Genomic DNA, 25,223 nt, shown 5'->3' with positions numbered 1-25,223 from the left:
CGGCGTGTGCGACCAGGGGGATACCACAACATGACTGCTTTCAACATCGATGCGCCGCGCGAAGGCGCGGTCTTCCGGGCGGGGGAATGGCGTGACGTGCGTGGCGCAACGGGCGGCCTCTCCCGGGTGCTTGTGGCGCGCTGGACCGATGCCGCGGTGACGGAGGCGGTGGATGTCTCCCATGCCGGGCATGACGGCCTGCATTGCGTGGCGCTGACGCTGCGCGGCGCCAGCGTGCGGTTCGTGTCGAATGGGCAGGTCGTGTGCGACGGCCGCGTGCCCGCCGGCATGATCCAGATCACCGCGCCGGGCACGCCCGTAAGCGCGACCTTCCACACGGCCTACGACGTGCTGCATCTGTTCGTGCCACAGGGTGTGCTGGCCAAGTGCTATGAGGCGCGTTTTGGCCAGCCGCACGACGGGCCCATCGTACTCGACGACCCGCGCGCGTTCGCGGACCCGACCGTCGAACGGCTCGCGCAGGCCCTCGCGCTCGCGCATGCGAACGATGCGACCGTCAGCCACATGTTCTGCGAAAGCGTTACCACTGCGATTGTTGCGCGCCTGGTGGCGCAGCATTTCTCGCAGTCGATCATGGCGCGCATCATGTCGGGGAAATCGCCATCGCCATCGCCATCGTCATCGCCATCGCGGCAGCTGTCGCCACTGCCGCAGTGGCGGTTGCGTCGGGCAATCGAGTTCATCGACGCGCATCTGTCGCGGCCGCTGACGCTCGAGGAGATCGCGCGCAGCGTGGGGCTCACGCGCATGTACTTCGCCGCGCAGTTCCGGCGCGCGACTGGGGTGCGGCCGCAGGAGTTCGTCCAGCGCCGGCGCGTGGAGCTGGCGCAGGAGATCCTGCGCCGCGAGCAGTGCTCGGTGCTCGACGTGGCCATGCACTGCGGCTTCCGCTCGCAGGCGCACTTCACCACGGTGTTCAAGCGCTTTGTCGGCCGGCCGCCGCTGGTATGGCGCAACAGCGCCGTCACGGCGTCCTGATATGCGCTGATATGCGCGCCGCTCAGAACCGGTAGGTCACGCCGATCTTGACGATCGGGTAAAAGCGCAGGCGGTTCGCCTTGTCTTGCAGTTCCTGGCGTTCCGCATCGATGTTCGCCTGGCCCACCTGCGCCGCGATGGAGTCGGGCACGTTGAGCGAGACGCGCGGACGGCCGTAGGTCACGCCCGCATCGAAGTACATGCCGAAGCCCGGCTTGCCATTCGGGGTGTGGCCGAAGCCGATACCCAGGTATGGGCGCACCGTCGGGTAGCGGGCGCGCGCGGTGACGGTTTCACCGTTGGCGGCCACCACCACGCCGTTGATGTTGTACGTGCCATTGGTGCTCGTGGCCGTGGCATTGACATGATCGTCGCCGATCAGTGCGCCGATGACGAAGCGGAACGGCGCGGTTTGCGGCGCCGGAAACCAGTCCGCATACAGGCCGCCGTGCAGCAGCGTAGCGCGTGCGTCGTACGAAAGGTCGCCCGCCGTGAAGCTGCGGCTCAACGCAAAGCCGTTGATCTCCGCGCGCGCGTTGAAGCGATCGTCGAGTGCGTAGGCGAAGCCCGCGCCAACGCCTTCCGTGCCGATGCCGGCGTAGATCTCGTGCGCATGCGCCCCGGGGGAGCCCAGCGCCATGGCAAGGGTGATGGCGGCTGTGGCGGACAGAAAGTGAGCCTGCTTCATGAACGTTTGCAAAGGGGGAGGGATGTCCCATGGCGCGGCACCCGGTAGCCGGCGCATCGCGTGCGGCCCATGCGTTTCCCGGGCGCCTGGGACCCACTTCCTAACGGCGCGGCGTCGCGGAACCTGATGGCGGTCTTTGCAAAAAATTGTGGCGATGCGGAAAAACGCATGATGGCGTGCCGTCCCGTACCGCTTGACGCGAACTCCGCGGACATGCCACGCTGGGTCCGCATGGAGGCCAGCATGTCATCGGAATTTCACAGCATTCTTCACAGCACCCCGTCGCGGATCCCGCGCGACGTCATCGATGCGTATCTCGAAACCGAGTACCGCGTCGGTGGCGACACGCCGTGCGTGCTGAAGGTGGGCGCGCGGTCTGCGGCGCTGGAGGCCTTGCATCGTCAACATGGCGTGGCATGCAGCGCGTTCGTGACGGCGTGGAATCCGTATAGCGAGTCGCTGGCGCCCGCGCGCAACGCGGCGCGTCAGCTGGAACTGGCTCAGGCGCTGGCGCGGCGCGGGCTGGTTGCGGTGCCCGGAGTGGGGCAGCATCCCAACAACGGGTGGCCCGGGGAAGAGAGCTATCTGGTATTGGGGCTGCCGCTGGACGAAGCGCGCGTGCTAGGCGCGCGCTTCGGTCAGAACGCGGTCGTGTGGAGTGGCGAGGATGCCGTGCCGCGGCTGATATTGCTGCGGTAGCGTCAATCCGCGCCGAGGCGCTTGAGCACGGCTTCCGCCTGCGTGTTGCCCTGTGTCTGCGCTGTGCGCATCGGCGTATTGCCGCGCGCGCTCTCGTGGTTCGGATCGGCGCCATGCGCGATCAGCGACGGCATGATCGTATAGCGGCCGAAGAGCGTGGCGAACGTCAGCGCGGTCTCCCCGCTGTTGTTCTCCTGATTGGGATCGCAGCGCGCATCGAGCAACACCTTTGCCGTGTCCATCTCACCCTTGAACAGTGCGCCCATCAGCGCCGTATTGCCGCTGCGGTCGCCCAGGCAGGCGTCCGCGCCGGCCTGCATCAGCTTCCGCACGGTGTCGGGGTGCCCGTTGTAGGCCGCGAGGATGATGGCCGTGAAGCCGCGCGCATTGGCGCGGTCGATCGGGTAACCGGCCTGCAGCAGGCTGTCCAGCACGTCCCATCGCCCCTGGCGCGCGGCGTCGAACCAGTAACCGTCGAACTGGCTCGCGCTGACGCGTTCGCCGGGGACGAGCGGCGGGGCTTCGACGGGTTTGGACGCCGCGCACCCGCCGAGCCACACCGACGCGCAGAGCGCGGCGGCCGTGAGTATTTGCCGTGTCTGCGCGCGCATGGCGTCAATCGTCCGTGAGCTTGTCCGACAGCGCCTTGACCTTCGCGCCATCGGCATCGAGCGCCTTCACGAGCCGCGTGCCAAAGCCGCTATCCGCCTTGTTGAAGTACGACAGCATGGTGTAGAGATTGGCCTGGTTGCGAACGTGACGCAGATCCGCCGACAGCGCGGTGACGAGGTCAGCCTTGTCCTGCTCCGACAACGAGCGGAAGTACACGCCCGCTTGCCTGAACGGCTGCTTCTTGTCGATCGCGCGTTGCTGCGTGGTGCCCGACAGCGGCAGGTTCGAATACTTGTACTTGGCGTCCTGACCGATTTCCGCGATACCCGACGGCTCGTAGTTGACTTCGCCGGTGCGCCCGCTGGCGTTCATCGCGCCGTCCTGATTGTTGTTGCGCACCGGAACGAGCGGCTTGTTGATGGGCAGCGAATTGAAGTTCGCGCCGAGGCGGTACATCTGCGTATCCGCATACGAGAAGCCGCGGCCCTGCAGCATGCGGTCCTCGGACAGCTCGATGCCCGGCACGAGGCGCGACGGCGCGAAAGCTGACTCTTCGGTGCTCTCGAAGTAATTGTCGGGCACGCGGTTCAGCACCATCGTGCCGACCTTGCGCTCCGGCACGCCTACCCATTCCTTGGTGTCATCCAGCGCATCGAAGTCGAACTGCTGCAGTTCCGACGGCTTGAGCACCTGGATGTACAGATCCCATTTCGGGAAGTCGCCCTTGCCGATCGCGCCGTACAGGTCGTTGGTCGTCACGTTCCAGTCCTTGCCGATGGACGCGGCAATCTCGTTGGGACGCAGGCCGTGGATGCCTTGCTGGCTCTTCCAGTGAAACTTGACGTAGTGCACTTCGCCGCGCGCATTGACCAGCTTGAACGCATGGACGCCAAAACCGTCCATCTTGCGATACGAGTCCGGCATGCCGGCGGTGCTGTACAGGTGCGTCAGCATGTTCGTGGCTTCGGGCGTGTGCGCAAAGAAGTCGAAAGCCAGATCGGCGTCCTGCACGCCCGTGACGGCGCTTGGCTTGTTGGCGTGCACGAAGTCCGGAAACTTGATCGCGTCGCGGATGAAGAAAATCGGCCAGTTGATGCCGACCATGTCCCAGTTGCCCTGCTGCGTGTAGAACTTGATCGCGAAACCGCGCGGATCGCGCGCCTGTTCGGGGGAGCCGCGATAGCCCATCACCGTGGAAAACCGCACGAACACAGGCGTCCTGGTGCCGGGCGTGAAGACCTGCGCAACGGAAAGATCGCTGATGTCGGCCGTCGGGACGAACTCGCCGAACGCGCCCGTGCCACGCGCGTGGACCACGCGCTCCGGAATCCGCTCTCGGTCGAAGCGCTGCAGTTTCTCGATCAGATGGGAGTCCTGCAGCAGGACGGGGCCATTGGGGCCTGCGGTCTGCGAATTCTGGTTGTCGCCGACCGGCGAGCCGTTATCGCGCGTCAGTTGCGCATGTGCGAGGGGAATGGATGCGGCAAGCGCGAGGGAGAGTGCGGCACGCAGTGATGTTTTTTTTGGGTTGTGCATGGAGTTTCCGTTCGATGGGGACTCGACATTGAGAATGCAGCGTCGTGCGACGGAGCATGGGCAATGTAGCCCCGCATCGGGGATTCACTCCAATACCGATTTCCAATCAGCGCGATAGGCGGCGCGCGATCGATGAGCCGCTTCAGTGCGAACTCGACAATTGCAACACATTCGCGCCAATGCGCGGGTCGACCGCGCGCTCGAGTTTTTCCGGGATCAGTGTCACCGTGACTTCGAGCGAGCCCGTGCCGACCTCCATCGACAGGATGTGGCCGCCGTACGTGTCGAACTGCGAATCGCCGGCGACGCCGTGCGCGTGGATCGACGGCTTGCCGTTCTTCCAGGCGAGGCTGCCGACGATGCTCGCCATTTCCACGTTCCGATAAGTCTTCGGATTGAAGTCCTGCTTGCCGGCATCCCAGAAGCCGAATGTCACGTTGGCGAAGCCGATCGCGGAAAGGCTGGCGGCCGGGATGTTCTCGCAGATCGCAAACGACTCGAGCTGCTCGAACACGTTGTCGCCCATGCGAAGGACGATCAGGTAGCCCGTCGGCGTCTTGATGTAGCGCGGCACGGCATCGCGCGGGTAGTTGCGGTTGTCGGGGCGCGCGTCGTGCGCGGCCTTGCATGCGGGGGTGCGCGTGTCCGCGCGTGCGGGTGTCACGATCGCCAGCGCGGCGAGCGCGATGGCCGATGCCGCGAGGGCGGGCAGGTATTTCGTCATGGCGAGTCTCCGGATCGTTATGGGTATCAGCGCAGCCAGCTGGCCGGCACGAGGATCAGTTGAGGGAACAGCACGAACAGGAACATCAGCGCGGTCAGGCTGAGCAGGAACGGCCAGACGCCGCCGATCACGCTGTCGAGGCTGCAGCGCGACGTTCCCGCCACGACGTTGAGTACCGTGCCGACCGGTGGCGTGAGCAGCCCGATGGCGTTGTTGAGCACGAACATCACGCCGAAGTAGACGGGATCGATGCCTGCCTTGGTGATCACCGGCATGAGGATCGGCGTCATGATCAGGATGGTCGGCATCAGGTCGAGCGCGGTGCCGACGATGATGACCAGCACCATGATGACGAACATCAGCAGGATCTTGTTGTCGATGAACGGGTCGAGCAGCGTGGTGACCTGCGCCGGGATGTTCGCGATGGTGATGAGCCACGCGGAGACCAGCGCGCAAGCCACGAGGAACAGCACGGTGCTGGATGTCTTGGACGCGGTGACGATCAGCGACGGCAGGTCGCGCAGCTTGAGTTCGCCGTAGACGAATCGCCCGATGGCCATCGCGTACACGACGGCGACGACTGCCGCCTCCGTCGGCGTGAACGCGCCGATTTTCATGCCGCCGATGATCACGACCGGCAATACCAGTGCCCATACGCCTTCGCGCAGCGTTTGCAGTAGCCGGCGCAACGAGAACGGCTGCACCTCGGCCAGCTTGCCGCTTCGCATCTCCTTGCGCGCGCAGAAGTACCACGTCGCCGCGAGGGTGAAGGCCATCATCGCGCCCGGCGCGATACCGGCGAGGAAGAGCTTGGTGATGGAAATCTGCGCGACCACGCCGAACACGACGATGGCGATCGACGGCGGGATGACCGGCGCGATGATCCCACCGGCCGCGATCAGGCCGGCCGCGCGCGGCACGTTGTAGCCGGCCTTGCGCATCATCGGAATCAGGAGCGCGGCAACGGCGGCCGTATCCGCGACCGCCGAGCCCGAGATGCTGGCGACGACCGTGGCCGCGATGATCGCCACGTAGCCGAGGCCGCCCCGTACGTGGCCCACCGCCGCATCGGCCACGCGCACGATGCGCTGGGACAAGCCGCCGGCGTTCATCAGCTCGCCCGCAAGCATGAAGAACGGCACGGCCATGAGGGGATAGTTGTTGACGCCCTCGAGCATGTTCTGCGCGAGGATCTGCGTGTCGAAGTTGCCGAGATGCAGCATCAGGGCGACGCCCGATGCCAGCAGCGCGAAGGCGATTGGCATGCCCAGCGACATGGCGCCGAGCAGGGAGCCGACGAAAACGAAGATGGTCATGGTGCAGCCTCCGCGCCGGTCATTCGCCGCTGGTGCCGGACTGCGGCACCAGTTCATGTTGCGCCATGCGCCCGCTGATGAGGCGCCATAGCGAGTGCAGCAGCATCGCGGCCATGCCAACACTGCAGATCAGCAGCGAGGCATAGACGATGCCGAGCGGCACGCCCGTGACGGGCGCGCGGTCGTCCATGCCGATCTCGACCAGTTGCCACGCACCATGCGCCAGCAGCAGGCAACAGGCGAGGGCGCCGGCATCCGCCAGCAGGCGGCACGCGCGCTGCGCGTTCTCGCCCAGATGCGAGACTACCGTGGACATGCCGAGGTGGGCCTTGTCGTGCATCACGAGCAGCGCGCCGATCAGCGTCAGCCACATGAAGAGGAAGCGGGAGGCCTCTTCCGAGAACGCGATGCCGGAGTTGAAGACGTAGCGCAAGACGACGTTGCCGAAGACGAGCACGATCATCGCGGTCATCATTGCGACCATGAGCGCGCGGATGATGCGGACGGATAGGGAATTCATGATGTCACTCCTGCTCGATGCCAGAGATGCGGTAGATGCGTATCGCGTTGTCGTGCCAGACCGCGCGGATATCGGCGTTGGGGAGGCCTTCCAGCGCGGCGCCCACGGTGGCGACGATCTCCGGCAGGCCCGCGCGCAGGCTGGAGACGGGGAGGTTGCTTGCGAACATGCAGCGATGCGGGCCGAAGAGGGACAGGACGTCGCGGATGACGGCGACATTGCTCTCGCGTTGCCAGGCGGTATGCGGCAGGCCGAACTCGGAAAGCTTGATGGAGACGCGCGGCAGGCTCGCCAGCGCGGCGAGCCCGCGACGCCACTGTGCGAGCCCTTCCGGCGTGCGATCCCATGGCAGACCCGCGTGTTCGACGACGACGTCGAGATCGGGCGCTTCGGCGATGGCCTCGGCGGCGTCTTCGAGGTGCCAGTACGGGACGCGCAGGTCGTAGATGAGACCGTGCTCGGCGAGCGCGCGCAGGCCCGCGCGCCATTGCCGGTCCTGGAGCGTCCCCGGCTGTCCACGCAGGGCCGCGGCGGCCTCGAGGCTGGCGGCCGTGCGTGGCTTGCACCGCACGCCGCGCACGAGCGGGTGGTCGCATTGCGCGCGCAGATCCTCGCTCAGGGTGGGAGACAGGAAGTCCGCATGCGCCACCACGGCATTGGGAAAGCCCGCGTGCTGGTGGACCTCGTGCAGCCATGCGGTCTCCGCCAGCGATTCGGCGCGATCGCGCTCGGCCTCGACGTGGACGGTGGCGGCCAGCCTCGCGCCGGGCACGCGGCGCCAGGCCGTGAGGTAGTCGTCGGTGTCGTAATCGCGGCGGAGCGCGGCATAGTCGCCGAGGAAGAACGCGGCGGCGTCATAGCGGTCCTGCAGCCAGGGGTAGTGGCCGGTGTCGAGCCGCCAGAGGTGGTGGTGCGTGTCGACGACGGCGGTGGGCAAGGTAGTCATGGGTAGCGTCCTTCCATGCGTGATGGCGTGTGGCGTAAGAGGTCGCGTACGGTCTCAGCGCGCTTCCATCGCCCGCAATACCGCATCGCCGTTCTTCTGCACGTAGAGCTGGCGGGTCTCTTCGCGAACGACCTTGCGGATGCTGGCGACGTCCGGCTGCTCGTTCACCTGCACGCCCTTTGCGCGCAGCTGCGCGATGGCGGACCGCTCGTTGTCCGCGTTGAGCTTGCGCTGGAAGGTCGCGGCGGAGGCAGCTTCTTCCAGCAGGATCTTCTGGTACTCGGGCTTGAGCGATTCGAACTTCGCCTTGTTCATCAGCACGACGAGCGCGGTGTAGGCATGGCGCGTCATCGAGACATACTTCTGCACCTCGTACAGCTTGGCCGATACCATCAGCGTGGGCGGGTTTTCCTGGCCATCGACGGCACCCGACTCCAGCGCGCCGAAGACCTCGGCGAACGGCATCGGCTGCGGGCTTGCGCCGAGCAACTGGAACGCCTTGATATGCGAGGGATTCGGTGTCGTGCGGATCTTGAGGCCGCGAATGTCCTCCGCCTTGTTGATCGGCCGCTTGTTGTTGCCGAGGCTGCGGAAGCCGATCTCCCAGAACGCCAGACCCTTGATGCGGTGCGCGCCCAGCTCGTCGAGCAGCGAGCGGCCGACGGCGCCGTCGAGCGTGCGATAGGCGCTGGGACCGTCCTCGAACTGGTAGGGCAGGTCGAGCACGTTGAGCTTCGGCACGAGGCCCGTGACGAACGGATTGCCGGTGGCGCCGATATCGATCGTGCCGCTGCGCACACCCGTCACAAGCGTGGTGTCGTTGCCGAGCTGGCTGTTGGCGAAGACCTGGATGTCGACGTCGCCGTTGGTGCGGGCCTTGACCTGTTTGGCGAACTGCAACGCGGCCTGATGCTGGGAATCGCTCTCCGGTACGGTATGGGCGAAACGCAGTTTGACGCTCTGGGCAAGAGTGAGGGTGCTGGCGGCGGACAAAAGCGTGGCCAGCACGATCCGTGCGATCGTGGTTTTCATGATGTCTCCTGTATGGCGAAAGGTGGCCCGCGTGCTGCGCGCGGGCTTGTGCGAGCGGTGGGCGCCCTCGAAGGGAATCTCAGGGCGGCGGATGCAGGAGCCCGCGCTGGGCCAGGTTGCGCATGAGCGCGCCGATGCCGAAGGTCCAGGGCGGCAGCCGCGTGCAGTCGCCCACCCAGTTGACCAGCCCGCCAAGCTTCGGCGACGCGATATCGACGCGATCGCCGAGGTGATGGGTGAATCCGGCACCGGGCGCGTCGCGATCCTTCACGGGCGCGAACAGCGTGCCGCAGAACAGCATGATGCCGTCGGGATACTGGTGATGCGGCCCCATCGCGTTGGCGACGAGTTCGTGTGGCGAGCGGCTGATCTGCTTCATGGTGCTCGTGCCATCGAGCACGAAGCCGTCCTCGCCCTCCACGCGCAGCGTGAGGTCGGCTACCTCGATGTCCGCGATACCGAAGTGCGCATCGCAGAGGCGGATGAACGGGCCGATGCCGCACGAGGCGTTATTGTCCTTGGCCTTGCCTAATAACAGCGCGCTGCGGCCTTCCACATCGCGCAGGTTGACGTCGTTGCCGAGCGTCGCGCCGACGATTTGCCCGGCGGGCGAGACAGCGAGCACGATCTCGGGCTCGGGGTTGTTCCACGTAGACATCGGGTGCAGCCCCACGTCGGCGCCGATGCCGACCGAGGCGAGCGGTGCGGCCTTGGTGAAGATCTCCGCGTCGGGGCCGATACCGACTTCGAGGTACTGCGACCACAGGCCCTGCGCGACGAGAACCGCCTTCACACGCATGGCTTCCGGCGAGCCGGGGCGCAATGCGGCAAGGCTGTCGCCGACGATGCCGGCGATGCTCTCGCGAATGGCGGCGGCGCTCGCCGCGTCGCCGCGCGCGCGTTCTTCGATCACGCGCTCCAGCATGCTGTTGGCGAAGGTGACGCCGGCAGCCTTGACGACCTGCAGGTCGTTCGGGGCGAGCAGGTGACGATGCGTGGCGTCGTCACCGTGCGCGCAGGTGTCATCGAGCCAGTCCTGCAGGGCGCCCAGCGAAGGACCCCGCGCGCGCCGCACATGCTCGGCGCAGTCGTCGATGGCGAGCAGGGCCGAGACCGTCGGTGCCAGCGTGCCGATATCGATCAGCATGCCGTCGCGCACGGTGACGAGCGTGGGGCCGCCCACGTGCTCCGCGCCGGCGGGTTTCCAGACGCGGCCGACGAGCACGGCGCGGTCAGCGTCCACCGGAAGAGTCGATGCGAGGTCGATGTGCCGCTTCATGTCGCGTCCCTTCACACCTTGACGTTCGCTTCCTTGACCACGCGCGCCCATTTGACGCGCTCGGTCGCGATGAACTCGCCAAAGCGGGCTGCGGTGCCGCCGCCGTCCTCCGCGCCGAAGCCTTCGAGCTTGGCCACCACGTCCGGCATCGCCATCACGCGGTTCATGTCCGCGTTCATGCGCGCGACCATGGCGGGGTTCATGCGGGCGGGTCCGACGAGGCCGTACCATGTGCCAGCGTCGAAGCCGGGGAATCCGGACTCCGCGAGCGTAGGCACGTTCGGGAAGTTCTTCGCGCGGTGCGTGCGCGTCTGCGCGATGGGCACCACCTTGCCGCCCTGCACCTGCGGCGTGGCGGAGGTCATGGTCTCGAAGCACAGGTCGATCTGCCCCCCGATGAGGTCGGTCAGCAGCGGTGCCGAGCCGCGGTACGGAACATGCAGGGCGTCCACGCCCGCGCGCAGCTTGAACATTTCGAGCGTGAGGTGCTGCGAGGCGCCGGCGCCCGAGGAGCCGAACGTGATCTTGCCGGGATTGGCGCGGCATAGCGCGATGACGTCCGCTACCGTCTTGGCGGGGCCGCCCGTGCGGCAGATCAGCAGGTTGGGCGTGACGCCGACGAGCATGATCGGCGTGAAGTCCTTCTCCACCGAGTAGCTGATCTTGGGATACAGGCTCGGCGCGATGGCATGGTTGCTGATATTGGTCATCAGCAGCGTGGTGCCGTCCGCGGGCTGGCGGGCCGCGTATTCGGCGGCGACGACGCCCGCCGCGCCGGGGCGGTTCTCGACGAGCACGGTCGTCTGCCATAGCGTGGAGAGCTTCTCCGCCAGCACGCGCGCCATGACGTCGGTGCCACCGCCCGGCGGGAAGCCGACGACGATGCGGATGGGCTGTGTGGGCAGGTCCTGCGCGAACAGGCGCGTGGAGAAGGCTGCGGGAATGGCGCCAGCGAGCGTGGCGGTGCCCGCGCGCAGGAAGGTGCGACGTTGCATGGTGGTCTCCTCTTGTATGGTGATGGCGATCTGCGTCGCCCCCTGCGTCCTGCTTTTTGCGGCTAACTTATCGCGGCTAACTTATTGCGACTAGCTTGTTGCGACTACATCGACGTTGTCAGCATGGCGAGGTAATCCTCCGGGCCTGCGATGCGCGGGTTGGTCTTGTGGCAGTGATCGGCCAGCGCGTACTCGATGACGCGGGGGAAGATCTCCGGATCGACGCCCATTGCACCGAGACCCGAGGGGAGGCCGAGCCGCTGGCTCATGTCCGCGATCGCCGCGCCGGGGTCTTCTCCACGCGGCAGGTCCATCGCCTGCGCCATGCGTTCCAGCCGTTCGTCGTCGCGCACCGAGGGCGCTTCCGCGTTGAAGCGGATGACGGCGGGCAACAGTACCGCGTTCAGCGTGCCGTGGTGCAGCGTCGGCATCAGGCCGCCCAGCGCATGGCTCAGGCTGTGCACGCAGCCGAGGCCCTTCTGGAATGCGAGCGCGCCCTGCATCGAGGCGCTCATCATCGACAGGCGCGCCTGGCGGTCCTGCGGTTCGTTGACCGCGCGTTCGATGTGCCGCCACGCCCGGCGCAGGCCATCGAGCGCGATGCCGTCGGCGGGTGGATTGAACGCGGGCGCCATGAACGTTTCCATGCAATGCGCAATGGCGTCCATGCCCGTGGCGGCGGTCAGCGAGCGTGGCAGGCCGAAGGTCAGTTCCGGATCGCAGATGGCGACGCGCGGCACGATATGCGGCGACAGCACGCCGACCTTGCGGCCATCGTCGAGAATCAGGACGGCACCGCGCCCAACTTCGCTGCCGGTGCCCGCCGTGGTGGGAATCGCGATGACGGGCGCGGTGGCGGCGGTGATGCGTGTCACGCCGCCTTCGATCGCCGCGAACTGGCGCAGCGGGCCATCGTGCGTTGCACAAACGGCGACACCCTTGGCCAGGTCGATCGGCGAGCCGCCGCCCACGGCAATGATGCCGTCGCAGTGACAGGCGCGGTACAGCGCGACGGCCTCGCGCATCGCGCGCTCGGTTGGATTGGACGGCGTGCCGTCGTAGACCACGGCTTCCATGCCGGGCGGCAGTTGTTCGAGCACGCGCTTTGCGATGCCCGCAGCCTTGACGCCCGCATCCGTGACAACCAGAGGTCGGGTAATCCCGATGCGCTCGCACTCCTGCCCCAGCAGCGCCACGGCGCCGAAGTCGATCTGGATCTGGGTGATGTAGTTGATCAGGGCCATGCTGTCTCCACGCCTTTTCTATATGGGGAATTGGTGACGAAGTCTAGGAAACAACTGCGGCGCGTCACAACGTGGATTTACTTGAAGCTCCACCGAAAAATTCTCACAGCAGCCACGGCTCAGTTTTTCTTGAAGGGCGCCCGAGATTTTCTCGTTTTGCCGCGGACGGCGCCGGCCCTAGACTTTCGATGCCGGGCGGGCTCCGCCGGGACTTTATCCACGGTGCCACCGGCGCCACCGATACCAACGATAACCATGAGACAACCGATCCTGACCGAGCGCGAGGGGCAGATCGCCACCGTCACGCTGAACAATCCCGAGAAGCTCAACGCGCTGGACCTCGGCATGTGGCAAGGCCTGACCGAGACCATGAAGGCGCTCTCCGCCGACGATGCCGTGCGATGCGTGGTGCTGCGCGGCGCCGGCGACAGGGCGTTTGCGGCCGGCGCCGATATCGAGGAATTCCGCACGCGGCGCTTTACCCGCGACCAGGCGCGCGAGTATGGGGAGATCACCCATACCACGATGCGGGCGATTCAGGACTGCCGGCATCCGACCATCGCGTTGATCCAGGGCGCGTGCGTGGGGGGCGGACTGGAAATCGCCTCGATGTGCGACCTGCGCATCTGCGGGCAATCGAGCCGGTTCGGCGTTCCCGTCAACCGGCTCGGGCTTGTCATGTCCTATGGCGAGCTCGGTGGCCTGATGGCCCTGACCGGCCCTGCCGCCGCGCTGGAGATCGTGCTCGAAGGCCGCGTGTTCGATGCCAGCGAGGCGCGCGAGAAGGGCCTCGTCACGCGCGTCGTCGCGGATGCCGATGTGCCGGAGGAGGCCTACGCCACCGCTCGTCGCATTGCACAAGGCGCGCCGCTGGTCGCGCGCTGGCACAAGCAGTTCGTGCGCCGTCTGCTGGATCCGACGCCGCTGCGTCCCGAGGAAGCGGACGAAGCTTATGCGTGCTTCGATACCGAAGACTTCCAGATTGGCTTCAATGCCTTCGTTGGCAAGACGAAGCCGCAGTTCTCCGGACGCTGATCTTCCCGAGCGCTAACCTAAAGGTGTATTCATGACTTTGCCGTTGTCGAAAATCAAGGTGCTCGATGTCAGCCAGATCATGGCCGGCCCGTTCTGCTGCATGCTGCTGGGCGACATGGGCGCCGATGTGATCAAGGTGGAAACGCCGGGCGTCGGCGACCAGACCCGCAAGGCGATGGGTTTCCGGCTAAAGGGCGACGATAGTGGCGGCTTTCTCGCGCTCAATCGCAACAAGCGCAGCGTCGAGATCGACCTCAAGAATCCCGCGGGGCTCGAAGCATTCTACGAACTCGTGCGCGGTGCCGACGTGCTCGTCGAGAACAATCGTCCCGGCGTGGCCGCGCGGCTGAAGATCGATTACGCGACGCTGCGAGAGATCAATCCTCGGCTCGTGTACGCGAGCATCTCGGGCTTTGGGCAGACGGGACCGTGGTCGCGCCGCCCGGGGCTCGATCTCATCGCGCAGGCCATGTCGGGCGTGATGAGCGTCATGGGGCATCCCGATGCGCCGCCGGTCAAGTCGAGCGTGCCGATCGCCGATCTCGGCGCGGGACTGTTCACCGCCTATGGCGTGCTGAGCGCGCTGATGGGGCGCGAGCACTCGGGACAAGGCCAGTATGTCGATGCCTCGCTGTTCGAGACCGCGCTTGGGCTGTCCGTGTGGGAGTCCGCGGAGTACTGGGGCACGGGCAAGGTGCCGGTGCCAATCGGCAGCGCCAACCGCATGAGCGCGCCCTATCAGGCCGTGCGCGCGGCGGATCGCCACTTCGTGATCGGCGCTGCGAATCCCAAGCTGTGGACGGCGCTGTGCGACGTCATCGGCCGCCCCGAACTCGTTGCCGACCCGCGTTTCGTCGACAATGCCGCGCGTATCAGGCATCGCGATGTGTTGATCGAGGCCATCGAGACCGAGTTCGCGCGCAAGAATGCGGACGAGTGGGTCGAGGCGCTGCTCGCGGCCGGTGTGCCGGCGGCGCCCATCTACACGTACGACGAGGCGTTGGTGAGCGAACAGGCCGTGGCGCGCGAGATGGTGCTCGATATCGACCATCCTGTGGAAGGCCCGGTGAAGGTGCTCGGCTTCCCCGTGAAACTGCATGGCACGCCGCAGCAGGTTCGCCATCCGGCACCGCTGCTCGGCCAGCATACCGAGCAGGTGCTCGGCGAGTTCGGCTTCGATGCCACGACGATTGCGAAGCTGCGCGAGCAGGGGGCATTCGGACGTAGCCCGCAGCAGACGTCGCAGGCAGCGCAGACCCCGCCGGCGCCGCAGCGCAAGACGGCTTGACATCGACGCTGAAGATATCGACGCTGAAGGCCATAACGATTGCCGGAGAGGCAACGCTGGAGACAACATGCACTACGCAAACATGCCGTGGCGGTCCGTCGCCGCGTCCGTGGGGCTCGCCGCGCTGGCGCTGATGCCGTGCGCGCAGTCGGCGAACGCCGCCGACGCGAATGCGGGCACGTATCCGAACAAGCGCATCGAGCTCGTCGTGCCGTGGCAGGCCGGCGGCGGTGCCGACGTGGTGGCGCGCGCGCTATCCGCGGCGGCCGCCAGGCATCTGCCGCAGCCGATCGTCGTGATCAACAAGCCCGGCGCCACCGGCGCGGTGGGCCTTGGCGAGGTCGTGCATGCGAAGCCCGATGGCTACAAGCTCGTGCTGTCGTCGAGCGAACTCACCTTCCTCAACTACATGGGGCTCGCCAAGTTCACGTACCAGGACCTCGTGCCGATCGCGCGGCTCAATGCGGATCCGGCCGCGGTCGCGGTGCGCGCCGACGCGCCGTGGAAGACCATCGAGGAGTTCATCGCCGACGCGCGCAAGCCAGACAGTAATATCCGCGTGGGGAACGCGGGGCAGGGCTCGACGTGGCACATGGCATCCGCGGCGCTCGCGGAGAAGACCGGCGCGCGCTTCAACTACATTCCGTACGCGGGTGGGGCGCCGGCGACGCTGGCCTTGCTCGGCGGTCATATCGATGCGGTCACGGTGAGCACCGCCGAAGTGGCCACGCATGTGGAGGCGGGCAAGCTCAAGGTCCTTGCCGTGATGGCGGACCAGCGCGTACCGGCATTCGACAAGGTGCCGACGCTCAAGGAACGCAATATCGATCTGTCGATCGGCATCTGGCGGGGGATTTCCGCACCGAAGGGGACGCCGCCCGAGGTGCTGGCCGTGCTCAAGACCGCCATCGCCAGGTCCGCGCGCGAACCGATCATGGTCCAGACGCTCGAGAAGCTCCACTTCAGCACGGACACGTATGCCGACGATGCCGCGCTGCAGGCGCAGATGGTGCGCGAATCCGCGCAGTTCCGGCAGCTGGCCAGCCGCATTGCCGCGCAACAGTGAGCCGCATGCCCATGAGCGCCATTCTCAACGAGCCGTTCGTCGACGCGCATCAGCATTTCTGGAATCTCGACCTGCATCCGTATCCGTGGCTGCAGGGCGAGACGGTGCCCAACTTCCGCTACGGCGACTACAGCGCGCTGCGCCGCAACTATCTGCCCGAGGACTATGCACGGGATACGGCGCGGTGCCCGCCGGCGATGACCGTGCACATCGAGGCGGAATGGGCGCGCGAGGATCCCGTCGCCGAGACACGCTGGCTGATGGAAGTGGCCGAAGCGCATGGGCGTCCCACGGTAGTCGTGGGCCATGCGCAACTGGACCGCGAGGACGTGGCGGAGGTGCTGGCCGGGCATGCCGCCTCGCCACGGATGCGGGGCATTCGCAACAAGCCCGCTACCGTCGCGCGCCGCGAAGATGCGCGGCGGGGCGCGCGCGGCTCGATGGATGACGCGCAATGGCGCCGTGGCTATGCGCTGCTGGCACGCCATGGCATGTCGTTCGACCTGCAGGCGCCATGGTGGCACCTCGACCAGGCCGCGGATCTTGCTCGCGATTTCCCGCGGACGCAGTTGATCCTCAACCATACGGGACTGCCCTCCGATCGTAGCGAAGCGGGATTGCAGGCGTGGCGCGATGCGATGTCGCGGCTGGCGCGAGAGCCCAACGTGGCCGTCAAGATTTCCGGCCTCGGGCAGCCGGGCCGTGCATGGACGCAGGAGGACAACGTGCCGGTGATTCGCGATGCGATCGACATTTTCGGGCCGGAGCGCTGCATGTTCGCGAGCAACTACCCGGTGGACAGTCTCGTGGCTTCCTACGACACGATCCTGGCCGGCTTTCTCGCCGCGATCGATCGCTATGGTCCCTCGCAGCGGCGCGGCCTGCTGCATGACAACGCCGTGCGCATCTATCGCATGGCATGACTTCTTTCCTTTCGGAGCAAGACACGTGGATGCAATCAAGACCGGTACCGTTTTCTCCCGCGCGCTGACCGTGGATCGCGCGCGGACCATCGACTTCCTGGGTGAGTCGCTGCGGATCTATGCCACGCCCGAGCTCGTGCGCGATATCGAGGAGACCTGCCTCGCGCAGCTGCAGACGTTCCTTGGCGAGGGCGAAAGCTCGGTGGGCACCGAGGTATCGATTGCCCATACCGGCGCGACGCCGCTGGGTGGCGATGTGCGCATCGATGCCGAGATCACGGCCGTCGATGGCCGCAGCGTGACCTTCCGGGTGAGCGCGGCGGACAGCGTGGAGACGATTTGCACGGGCACGCACAAGCGCTTCGTGGTCGATATCGCCAAGCTGGCGGCACGCGTGCAGAAGAAGACCGACGCGGTGCGCGCGGCGGCCTGAGGCGGCCTGAGGCGGCCTGAGGGGGCGTTATGCGGGCGCGGCGGCCGGCATGGCGGGCTGCCGCGTTGCCGCGGTTTCCGCGCGAATCCATTCGGTGAAGCAGCGGATGCGGCGATCGTCGAGCCGGTCGGTGGGGAACACCACGAAGTAGGAGAACTCCACCGGCAGGCGGATCGACTCGAACAGCCGAACGAGCCGGCCCTCGGCCAGATCCTGTTCGATCCAGTTCTTCTTGATCAGCGCGACACCCAGTCCGCTGATGGCCGCGTTGATCACCAGGTGGCTCGGCCAGAACGAGGGGCCGCGCGTCGCGTCGACGTCTGTCACGCCCGCGTGTTCGAGCCACATCGCCCAGTCGGGGTTACTGACATCGGTGTAGGTGCTGTCGTCGTGCAGCAGCGTGTGGTGGCGCAGGTCGGACGGCGTCTCCAGCGGCCGCTCGCCGTTCAGCAGCGACGGCGCGCACACGGGAATCACTTCTACCGGCAGGCACAGCTCGGCATGCAGTCCCGGATAATCGCCGCGTCCATAGCGGATGGCCATGTCGAAGTCGTCGCGCTCGAAATCGATGCGATGGTTCGACGTCGAGACTTTCAGGTCGATGTCCGGATACGCGCGCATGAAGCTGTCCATGCGCGGAATCAGCCATTTGACCGCGAAGGTCGGCGGCATGTTGATCTTCAGCGAAGGCCGGTCCTTGCTCTGCAGGCGCTGGGTCGCCTCGGCGAGCTGCTTGAATGCGAGCTGGACGCTGGGAAGATAGGTGGTGCCTGCCGGCGTGAGGACGAGTGCCTTGGCCTCGCGGATGAACAACTGGACGCCCAGGTTCTCCTCGAGCGTTTTCACCTGATGGCTCACCGCCGACGGCGTCACGAACAGTTCTTCCGCGGCGCGCGTGAAGCTGAGGTGGCGGGCGGCGACCTCGAACGCCCTAAGGGGATTCAGGGGAGGGATCTGTCTCGACATGTCCGGTTCGTCTCGCGTGCTGTGGCCGCCTCCGGTGTCGCACGGAGGCAGCGCACACGCCATGCGCCACACCGGGGTGCGGCGCGACGTTCCGAACATATCAGCAAAGCGGCGGCCCGAGAATAGGTGCGTTCCCGACGCGCTGGTTCCGGGACGCCGGACCGTTTGGATCAGATCGCCTTCAGCGCGCGTTGCATCACGAAGGCAGTGCGCAGTGTCAGGTCATACGACTGGTCGCTGGCGAGCAGACGGCCATCGACCCACACGGACCACATGCCTTCCTTGCGCACGCAGGCGACGCGATTGTCTTCCATCAGGTCCGCATACCAGCGCCAGAGGGCCGCGTCCTGGATATTGGCGGTGGCGCCCGCGCGTACGCGGCGGGTACCGATGTTTGCAAGCTCCTGCATGGTGATCCTCGACAAATGTAGACGCCCGCGCCGTTACCGCGCGTTATAGCCAATGTAGGCTATCGGCGGCCGGCGCGAAATGATCTCTGCGGGGCATACCGCACACACTTTGGTATGGGTCCGGCTATGCGGCACCGGACCGGAGTTGTTCCGCGGTGTATCAATTCCTGTGCGTGCATGCCCATTTATCGGCATCGGGCTCTGCTTCTATAGTGCGAGACAAGGCGAAAGCCACTCACTTCCCGAGGAGTCATCATGTCGGTCGAATCGAAACTCGCGGCGCGCGGACTGACGCTGCCCGCACCCCCACAGCCGCTCGGCAGCTACACCGCCGTCAGCCGCGCCGGCGATCTGCTGTTCATCTCCGGGCAACTGCCGTTGCGCGATGGCAAGGTGGTCTGGCAGGGGCAGGTGGGCCGCGACCTGACCATCGAACAGGGCAAACAGGCGGCCCAGCTGGCAGCGCTGAACGTCCTCGCGCAGATCCACGCGCATCTCGGCGGGTTCGAGCAGCTTGACCATATCGTCCGGCTCGAAGGCCACGTGACCAGCGCGCAGGGGTCCTTAGACCAGCCGGCGGTGCTCGATGGCGCGTCCGATCTGTTTGCCGACGTGCTGGGCGAGAAGGCAGGGCATGCGCGCGCCGCCTACTCGCAGACGCAGCAACCGGGCAATGCGGCCGTGATTCTGGTGGTCATTGCGCAGGTCAAGACCGCATAGGTTCAGGCGTGGCATCGCCGCGGGACGGCCGCCATAGTCGAAGGTGAGCAGCGCATGGTGCCAATGCACCGATGTATTCAGTGTCTGCAGATTCTGCAGACTCTCCAGAGTCTAGCCACTAACTCGACAAAGCTGGCGACGCTGGCGCTTCGGAGCGGCCAAGGCGTGCAAGCAGGACATCGACGCCCTGCTCGCGTTGTTGCAATAAGCCGCTCGCGCCCACACGCGGGACGCGTAGAATGGTGCGCTCTTCGATCGAAGCGGAGCCGCACCATGAGAAGACTCATCGCATCCACTTTCGTCTCGCTGGACGGCGTCATGCAGGCGCCGGGCGGTCCCGAGGAGGACCCCACGGGCGGGTTTGCCTTCGGAGGCTGGACCTTCCCGTTCTGGGATGAAGTCATGGGCCGCGACATGCGCGGCTTCGACGGCAAGGACCGCGAGTTGCTGCTCGGCCGCAAGACTTACGAGATATTCGACGGCTACTGGCCCTATCAATCGGCGGAAGATCCCATTGCGCGCACCTTCAACGCGACGCGCAAGCACGTCGCGTCCCGCACGCTCACAGAAGTCACCTGGAACAACGCCACGCTGCTGCGCGGCGATGCGGCGGCTGCAGTCGCCGCGCTCAAGGCGGAAGCGGGGCAGGACCTGCAGATCATCGGCAGCGGCAACCTGATCCAGACCCTGCAGGCGGCGAATCTGATCGACGAGTACAACGTCTGGACCTTCCCCGTGGTGCTCGGACGCGGCAAACGCCTGTTCGAATCGACGGCGGCACCCGCCGGCCTCCGGCTCGTGCATTCGCAGGCGTCGACGACCGGCGTGGTGATGAGCACCTACGAGCCGGCCGGTGGCGTGAAGATCGGCACGTTCGAAACCATCGCGCCCAGCGAGAAGGAACTGGCTCGCCGCGCCCGCATGGCGCGGGACGGCGCCTGAGCGAGACGGCGCCGAGAAGAGGGCGATTTAATTCAAGCGCCTAGCACCTCGATGATCCGCTGGCCGATGTACTCGCCGTGCGTTTCCAGTGCGAAGTGCCCCGTGTCCAGCAGTTCGACCACAGCGTTAGCATTGTCACGCTTGTAGGCTTCCGCGCCGGGCGGAATGAAGAACGGATCGTTCTTGCCCCAGATGACCAGCGTGGGAATTTGTGCGTCGCGGAAGAAGGCCTGGAACGCCGGATACTGCTTGAGGTTGTTCGCGTAGTCGAGGAACAGATCGAGCTGGATGTCCTTGTTGCCCGGCCGCTCCAGCAGTGCCGCGTCGAGCGTATAGCCCTCCGGCGCGACGCTATCAGGATTCGCGACGCCGTGCACGTACTGCCACTTCGTCCCCTCCAGATGCAGTACCGCGTCCGCGACCACCTTGCGATTGGCCGCACTCGGGTCCGCCCAGTAGTTGCGGATCGGCGCCCATGCATCGCCCAACCCTTCCAGATACGCATTGCCGTTTTGCGATACCAGGCCCGTCACGCGCTCCGGATGCGCCACCGCGAGGCGCAGGCCCGTCGGTGCGCCGTAGTCGAACACGTACATGGCATAGCGTTGCAGGCCCAGGGTGTCGACGAAGGCTTCCAGCGTCGTGGCGAGATTGTCGAACGTGTAGCGGTATTCGCGCGCGGCGGGCACTTCAGTGAAACCGAAGCCTGGCAGATCCGGCGCGATCACGTGGAAGCGATGTGCAAGTTGAGGGATCAGGTGGCGAAACTGGTGCGACGAACTCGGATACCCATGCAGCAACAGCATCACGGGCAGGCTGGGGTCGCCAGCTTCACGATAGAACACGCGGACGCCGTCGGCGTCGGCGAATCGGTACTGCACGGTTGAATCGGGTTGTGCGGTTGCGCGCATGACATGGCTCCGGAATCAGTTCGTGGAACGGCGTGGCCGCCGCTTGGGAACGAATTCTATCGGTTTTTGGTAACCTGTCAAACAGTATTTATAAGGTTACCAAAAATAAGCGCGGGGAGCGGACGATTCGATGTCGCGCTATGCCGTGTCGTCGGCGGCCTCACGCCGCCGGAACGCTGCCACCTTGTGGCGATTGCCGCAGAGCGCCATGCTGCACCAGCGCCGGCGATGTGAGCGGGTGCGATCGTAGAACCAGAGAATGCAGTCGTCGCTCTCGCATTTTCTGACGAGGTCGAAGTCTCCATGGACAAGCAGGTCCGCGATGGCTTCCGCGAGGGGCACGAGGTAATGCGCGGCCGTCTCCACTGGATAGACGCGGGTCATGATCACGTTGCCGTCCGGGCCGATCTGGGTGGCGAGGTGGCTGCCGCCCGCTGCCAGCGCATCGTTGAGCCAGCCGAGGTCGAGCTTCTTGCCCGCCTTGCGGCGCGCAACGGTCTGGCGGAGCGGATCGCGCAGCGCGCGCGCGGCGTCGAGCAGGCCCTTCGGCGGCGTCTTCGCGGGCGCGCCTTCCGGGATGAGACCGGTGCGGCCGAGCCAGGCCAGGACATCGGCATCGGACTGCCAGTAGTCGACGGATTCGCCGTCCACGAGGCCCACCGTATTGACGAGGTCCAGCGCGACGTGGTCCGCGAGCACGCGCGGCAGGGTATGCACGTCGTCGCGGGGCGCGGATGCGGATGCGTGCGGATCGGAATGGGTATGGGACGCCATGGTGCCTCCAGAAAGAGCACACCATTGTATTCCCGATACCTCGGTGCGTAACCTTCAATTATAAAAATTGAAAGTTACGGTGTGTTGCGCGGTCTACATCATGCGATGAGAGAAGTGCCCGTGACGCGCGTCGGCGAACAGCGCGCCGAACTCGGCGGTGGTCATATGCACGACTTCTTCCCGATCGCCGGACTCGAAATAGACGTCGCCGTGCAACAGCAGGCTATCGTCGATCCACGTCGGCGTGTCGTGCAGCATGCCGATGGGCGGCAGCGCATCGAATGCGCAGTCACGAAACACCTCCCGCACGCCGTCGCCGTGTACGCGTTTGAGCGCGCGGCCGCTCTGCGCGCAGATCTCCGACAGGCGCAGGCGATGCGTGGAGGGCAGGACCGCGATGACGTATCCGCGATCGTCCTCCAGCAGTACGGTCCGGGCCAGCCGATCGCCCGGAATGTACGTGTCGGGAGCGGGAGATTCCGGGTGAGTGGAAGCCGGGCCGCGGACGCGGCGCACGGTTTCAAAGCGGACCTGTTTGCGGGTCAGGCTCCGCGCCAGCGTAGTGGCCATTGTCATGACGCAACCTCCGAGCGTGTTCGCTGCAGTTGTCTTTGCGTATGCCCACTATAGGTCGGCATCGGACGCACGCGGACGCTACGACAGTCGGGACTAACCCGACCATCGGATGCCCTGCGCCAGTTCATACAGCCGTCATAGCAATGCACTATCGATGCGATTGCTATCCTCACATGTTGTTGACGCAGCGTCTTGACTATATTTCGTGTGCGGCGGTCCGGCCTCGCTGGCCAGACCTCACTGTGTTGACGCGGAAAGCTCAGAAGAATACGTGCGTGTAGTCCCCAAAGGAGAAAGCATGTCTGATGAAAAGTGTCCCTTCAACCATGCCGCCGGTGGCGGCACCACCAACAGGGATTGGTGGCCAAAACAGTTGCGGCTGGATCTGCTGAGCCAGCATTCCGACAAGTCCAATCCCCTGGACAAGGAATTCAACTACGCCGAGGCATTCAAGAGCCTCGACCTGGCCGCCGTGAAGAAGGACCTCACGGCACTGATGACCGATTCGCAGGAATGGTGGCCCGCCGACTTCGGCCACTACGGCGGCCTGTTCATTCGCATGGCATGGCACAGTGCCGGTACCTATCGCATCGGAGATGGCCGGGGAGGCGGTGGACGCGGCCAGCAGCGCTTTGCGCCGCTCAACAGCTGGCCGGACAACGTGAGCCTGGACAAGGCGCGGCGTCTGCTATGGCCCATCAAGCAGAAGTACGGGCAGAAGATCTCCTGGGCGGACCTGATGATCCTCACCGGCAACGTGGCGCTGGAGTCGATGGGCTTCAAGACGCTCGGGTTTGCCGGCGGACGCGAGGATACGTGGGAACCCGATCAGGACGTTTACTGGGGCAACGAGAAAACGTGGCTCGGCGGCGACGTGCGGTATGGCAAGGGCGCTGCGGGCAAGTATGACGACGCGGGCGTGCTCGTGGCCGACGAGGACATGCATGGCCAGGAGCAGAGCCGCACCGATCCGGGACGTCATCTCGAGAACCCGCTCGGTGCCGTGCAGATGGGCCTGATCTACGTCAACCCGGAAGGGCCCGACGGCAATCCCGACCCCGTGGCGGCCGCGCATGACATTCGCGAAACCTTCGGACGCATGGCGATGGACGACGAGGAGACCGTCGCGCTGATCGCGGGCGGCCACACGTTCGGCAAGACGCACGGTGCCGGTCCGGCGAGCAACGTTGGCGCAGAACCCGCGGGCGCCGCGCTCGAGTTGCAGGGGCTCGGCTGGCAGAGTTCATTCGGCACCGGCAAGGGCGCGGACACGATCACGAGCGGGCTCGAGGTCACGTGGACGACCACGCCCACGAAATGGGGCAACGGCTTCTTCGAGAACCTTTTCGGGTTCGACTACGAACTCACGAAAAGCCCGGCGGGCGCCCACCAGTGGGTGGCCAAGGACGGGCCCGAAGTCGTGCCGCATGCGTACGACCCGTCGAAGAAGCTCAAGCCGACGATGCTGACGACCGACCTGTCGCTGCGTTTCGATCCGGTCTACGAGCCGATCTCGCGCAAGTTCAAGGACGATCCCGCGGCCTTTGCCGATGCGTTCGCCCGTGCGTGGTTCAAACTGACGCACCGCGACATGGGACCGCGCGCGCGGTATCTCGGGCCGGAAGTGCCCGCCGAGGAAATGCTGTGGCAGGACCCGATCCCTCCGGTGGACCATCCACTCGTCAACGATGCCGACGTGGCGGCGCTCAAGCAGAAGATCCTTGCGACGGGACTGCCGGTTTCGCAGCTCGTGAAGACCGCATGGGCGTCGGCCTCGACGTTCCGGGGTTCCGACAAGCGCGGCGGCGCCAACGGTGCCCGTATTCGGCTTGCGCCGCAGAAGGACTGGGTGGCCAACGATCCCGCTGAGCTGGCGACGGTACTGGAGACGCTCGAAGGCGTGCAACGCGACTTCAATGGCGCACAATCGGGCGGCAAGAAGATCTCGCTGGCCGATCTGATCGTGCTCGCCGGCGCGGCGGGCATCGAGAAAGCCGCGGAGAGCGCAGGCACGAAGGTCACGGTGCCTTTCTCGCCCGGCCGCATGGACGCGTCGCAGGAGAAGACTGACGTCAAGTCGATGGGCGCGCTGGAGCCGGTGGCCGACGCGTTCCGCAATTACATCAATCCGCGCGTGCGTGTCGAGGCGGAGCATCTGATGATCGACAAGGCGCAGTTGCTGACGCTCACCGCGCCCGAGATGACGGCGCTGATCGGCGGCCTGCGCGTGCTCGACGTGCATACCGGCAAGGACCGGCACGGCGTGCTCACCGATCGCCCGGGGACGCTGACCAATGACTTCTTCCGAAACCTGCTGGACATGAGCGTGGAGTGGAAGCCTGTGTCGCGCGACGTGTTCGAAGGCCGCGATCGCAAGACGGGCAACGTCCGCTGGACGGGCTCGCGTGTGGATCTGGTCTTCGGTTCGCACGCGCAGTTGCGCGCGTTGAGCGAGGTCTATGCGAGCGAGGACGGTGCCGCCAAGTTCGTCAAGGACTTCGTGGGCGCCTGGGCCAAGGTGATGGACCTCGACAGGTTCGATCTCCGGACGTGATGGCGTTGCGGTAGTTTTGCTTGTCGTGTCGATGG

General features: G+C 65.8%; 26 protein-coding genes. 10 read left to right on the top strand and 16 right to left on the bottom strand.

Going from position 1 to position 25,223, the window contains the following annotated elements:
- Positions 1 to 30 precede the first annotated feature (30 nt).
- Positions 31 to 999 (top strand): helix-turn-helix domain-containing protein, encoded by a 969-nt coding sequence (locus KHP16_RS25065; protein ID WP_167468480.1) that lies wholly within the window; start codon positions 31 to 33, stop codon positions 997 to 999.
- A 22-nt stretch (positions 1,000 to 1,021) separates the two neighbouring features.
- Here KHP16_RS25065 and KHP16_RS25060 read toward each other — a convergent pair whose 3' ends face one another.
- Positions 1,022 to 1,687, bottom strand: a complete 666-nt coding sequence (locus tag KHP16_RS25060; RefSeq protein ID WP_211961361.1) for a hypothetical protein — start codon at positions 1,685 to 1,687, stop codon at positions 1,022 to 1,024.
- Between the two features lie 243 nt (positions 1,688 to 1,930).
- On the opposite strand from KHP16_RS25060, the gene KHP16_RS25055 reads away from it, so the two are divergent.
- Positions 1,931 to 2,386: a DUF3293 domain-containing protein gene (locus KHP16_RS25055; RefSeq protein ID WP_115954444.1), complete on the top strand. Its 456-nt coding sequence runs from the start codon at positions 1,931 to 1,933 to the stop codon at positions 2,384 to 2,386.
- A gap of 2 nt (positions 2,387 to 2,388) precedes the next feature.
- Here the strand turns inward: KHP16_RS25055 and KHP16_RS25050 are convergent, their stop codons facing one another.
- From KHP16_RS25050 to KHP16_RS25005, 10 genes are all read right to left on the bottom strand, one after another.
- A complete protein-coding gene (locus tag KHP16_RS25050; protein ID WP_109584905.1) occupies positions 2,389 to 2,997 on the bottom strand; it encodes an ankyrin repeat domain-containing protein in 609 nt (202 codons plus the stop codon).
- A gap of 4 nt (positions 2,998 to 3,001) precedes the next feature.
- Positions 3,002 to 4,534: a catalase gene (locus tag KHP16_RS25045; RefSeq protein ID WP_115954124.1), complete on the bottom strand. Its 1,533-nt coding sequence runs from the start codon at positions 4,532 to 4,534 to the stop codon at positions 3,002 to 3,004.
- Between the two features lie 142 nt (positions 4,535 to 4,676).
- Entirely contained in the window at positions 4,677 to 5,258 is a 582-nt protein-coding gene (locus KHP16_RS25040) for a PPC domain-containing DNA-binding protein (RefSeq protein WP_109584907.1), read from the bottom strand.
- 26 nt (positions 5,259 to 5,284) lie between these two features.
- A complete protein-coding gene (locus tag KHP16_RS25035; protein WP_109584908.1) occupies positions 5,285 to 6,574 on the bottom strand; it encodes a TRAP transporter large permease in 1,290 nt (429 codons plus the stop codon).
- A gap of 19 nt (positions 6,575 to 6,593) precedes the next feature.
- Positions 6,594 to 7,094, bottom strand: a complete 501-nt coding sequence (locus tag KHP16_RS25030) for a TRAP transporter small permease (RefSeq protein ID WP_109584909.1) — start codon at positions 7,092 to 7,094, stop codon at positions 6,594 to 6,596.
- Between the two features lie 4 nt (positions 7,095 to 7,098).
- Positions 7,099 to 8,040: an amidohydrolase family protein gene (locus KHP16_RS25025; protein WP_121492224.1), complete on the bottom strand. Its 942-nt coding sequence runs from the start codon at positions 8,038 to 8,040 to the stop codon at positions 7,099 to 7,101.
- Between the two features lie 54 nt (positions 8,041 to 8,094).
- The gene (locus KHP16_RS25020) at positions 8,095 to 9,072 is read right to left on the bottom strand and encodes a TRAP transporter substrate-binding protein (protein ID WP_121492225.1); all 978 of its coding nucleotides are present in this window, start codon (positions 9,070 to 9,072) and stop codon (positions 8,095 to 8,097) included.
- A 79-nt stretch (positions 9,073 to 9,151) separates the two neighbouring features.
- Positions 9,152 to 10,351 carry a fumarylacetoacetate hydrolase family protein gene (locus KHP16_RS25015; protein WP_211961360.1) on the bottom strand — a complete coding sequence of 400 codons (1,200 nt, stop codon included), beginning with the start codon at positions 10,349 to 10,351 and terminating at the stop codon, positions 9,152 to 9,154.
- A gap of 11 nt (positions 10,352 to 10,362) precedes the next feature.
- On the bottom strand, positions 10,363 to 11,346 hold the full coding sequence (locus KHP16_RS25010; RefSeq protein ID WP_115954128.1) for a Bug family tripartite tricarboxylate transporter substrate binding protein: 984 nt from the start codon (positions 11,344 to 11,346) through the stop codon (positions 10,363 to 10,365).
- A gap of 104 nt (positions 11,347 to 11,450) precedes the next feature.
- Positions 11,451 to 12,590, bottom strand: coding sequence for an iron-containing alcohol dehydrogenase (locus KHP16_RS25005; RefSeq protein ID WP_211961359.1), 1,140 nt, complete (start codon positions 12,588 to 12,590; stop codon positions 11,451 to 11,453).
- A gap of 255 nt (positions 12,591 to 12,845) precedes the next feature.
- Here KHP16_RS25005 and KHP16_RS25000 point away from each other — a divergent pair, with 255 nt between their 5' ends.
- The 5 genes from KHP16_RS25000 (at position 12,846) to KHP16_RS24980 (ending at position 17,335) form a co-directional block, all read left to right on the top strand.
- Positions 12,846 to 13,625 (top strand): enoyl-CoA hydratase/isomerase family protein, encoded by a 780-nt coding sequence (locus KHP16_RS25000; RefSeq protein WP_109584915.1) that lies wholly within the window; start codon positions 12,846 to 12,848, stop codon positions 13,623 to 13,625.
- Positions 13,626 to 13,656: 31 nt separating this feature from the next.
- A complete protein-coding gene (locus tag KHP16_RS24995; RefSeq protein WP_244836031.1) occupies positions 13,657 to 14,913 on the top strand; it encodes a CaiB/BaiF CoA transferase family protein in 1,257 nt (418 codons plus the stop codon).
- A 67-nt stretch (positions 14,914 to 14,980) separates the two neighbouring features.
- On the top strand, positions 14,981 to 15,979 hold the full coding sequence (locus KHP16_RS24990) for a tripartite tricarboxylate transporter substrate binding protein (protein ID WP_211961358.1): 999 nt from the start codon (positions 14,981 to 14,983) through the stop codon (positions 15,977 to 15,979).
- Positions 15,980 to 15,990: 11 nt separating this feature from the next.
- Positions 15,991 to 16,902 (top strand): amidohydrolase family protein, encoded by a 912-nt coding sequence (locus tag KHP16_RS24985; protein WP_115954130.1) that lies wholly within the window; start codon positions 15,991 to 15,993, stop codon positions 16,900 to 16,902.
- 25 nt (positions 16,903 to 16,927) lie between these two features.
- A complete protein-coding gene (locus KHP16_RS24980; protein WP_167468482.1) occupies positions 16,928 to 17,335 on the top strand; it encodes a thioesterase family protein in 408 nt (135 codons plus the stop codon).
- A gap of 27 nt (positions 17,336 to 17,362) precedes the next feature.
- Here the strand turns inward: KHP16_RS24980 and KHP16_RS24975 are convergent, their stop codons facing one another.
- Both KHP16_RS24975 and KHP16_RS24970 read right to left on the bottom strand, forming a co-directional pair.
- Complete coding sequence (locus KHP16_RS24975) at positions 17,363 to 18,301, bottom strand: transcriptional regulator GcvA (protein WP_115954131.1); 939 nt, start codon at positions 18,299 to 18,301, stop codon at positions 17,363 to 17,365.
- A 170-nt stretch (positions 18,302 to 18,471) separates the two neighbouring features.
- A complete protein-coding gene (locus tag KHP16_RS24970) occupies positions 18,472 to 18,711 on the bottom strand; it encodes a hypothetical protein (protein WP_109584919.1) in 240 nt (79 codons plus the stop codon).
- 255 nt (positions 18,712 to 18,966) lie between these two features.
- On the opposite strand from KHP16_RS24970, the gene KHP16_RS24965 reads away from it, so the two are divergent.
- Positions 18,967 to 19,431 (top strand): RidA family protein, encoded by a 465-nt coding sequence (locus tag KHP16_RS24965; RefSeq protein ID WP_109584920.1) that lies wholly within the window; start codon positions 18,967 to 18,969, stop codon positions 19,429 to 19,431.
- 273 nt (positions 19,432 to 19,704) lie between these two features.
- The gene (locus KHP16_RS24960) at positions 19,705 to 20,373 is read left to right on the top strand and encodes a dihydrofolate reductase family protein (RefSeq protein ID WP_115954133.1); all 669 of its coding nucleotides are present in this window, start codon (positions 19,705 to 19,707) and stop codon (positions 20,371 to 20,373) included.
- A 32-nt stretch (positions 20,374 to 20,405) separates the two neighbouring features.
- On the opposite strand, the gene KHP16_RS24955 is transcribed toward KHP16_RS24960, so the two are convergent.
- From KHP16_RS24955 to KHP16_RS24945, 3 genes are all read right to left on the bottom strand, one after another.
- On the bottom strand, positions 20,406 to 21,284 hold the full coding sequence (locus KHP16_RS24955; protein ID WP_121492229.1) for an alpha/beta fold hydrolase: 879 nt from the start codon (positions 21,282 to 21,284) through the stop codon (positions 20,406 to 20,408).
- Positions 21,285 to 21,422: 138 nt separating this feature from the next.
- Positions 21,423 to 22,058, bottom strand: a complete 636-nt coding sequence (locus tag KHP16_RS24950) for a CGNR zinc finger domain-containing protein (protein WP_109584923.1) — start codon at positions 22,056 to 22,058, stop codon at positions 21,423 to 21,425.
- Positions 22,059 to 22,151: 93 nt separating this feature from the next.
- Entirely contained in the window at positions 22,152 to 22,634 is a 483-nt protein-coding gene (locus tag KHP16_RS24945) for an aminoacyl-tRNA deacylase (RefSeq protein WP_109584924.1), read from the bottom strand.
- Between the two features lie 298 nt (positions 22,635 to 22,932).
- Here KHP16_RS24945 and katG point away from each other — a divergent pair, with 298 nt between their 5' ends.
- Complete coding sequence (katG, locus tag KHP16_RS24940) at positions 22,933 to 25,188, top strand: catalase/peroxidase HPI (protein WP_109584925.1); 2,256 nt, start codon at positions 22,933 to 22,935, stop codon at positions 25,186 to 25,188.
- Positions 25,189 to 25,223: the final 35 nt, after the last annotated feature.

The organism is Cupriavidus plantarum (genome assembly GCF_905397285.1).
Classification (GTDB): domain Bacteria; phylum Pseudomonadota; class Gammaproteobacteria; order Burkholderiales; family Burkholderiaceae; genus Cupriavidus; species Cupriavidus plantarum.
The sequence above is the reverse complement of the archived record's forward strand: the minus strand, read 5'-3'. Positions and strand labels throughout refer to the sequence as shown.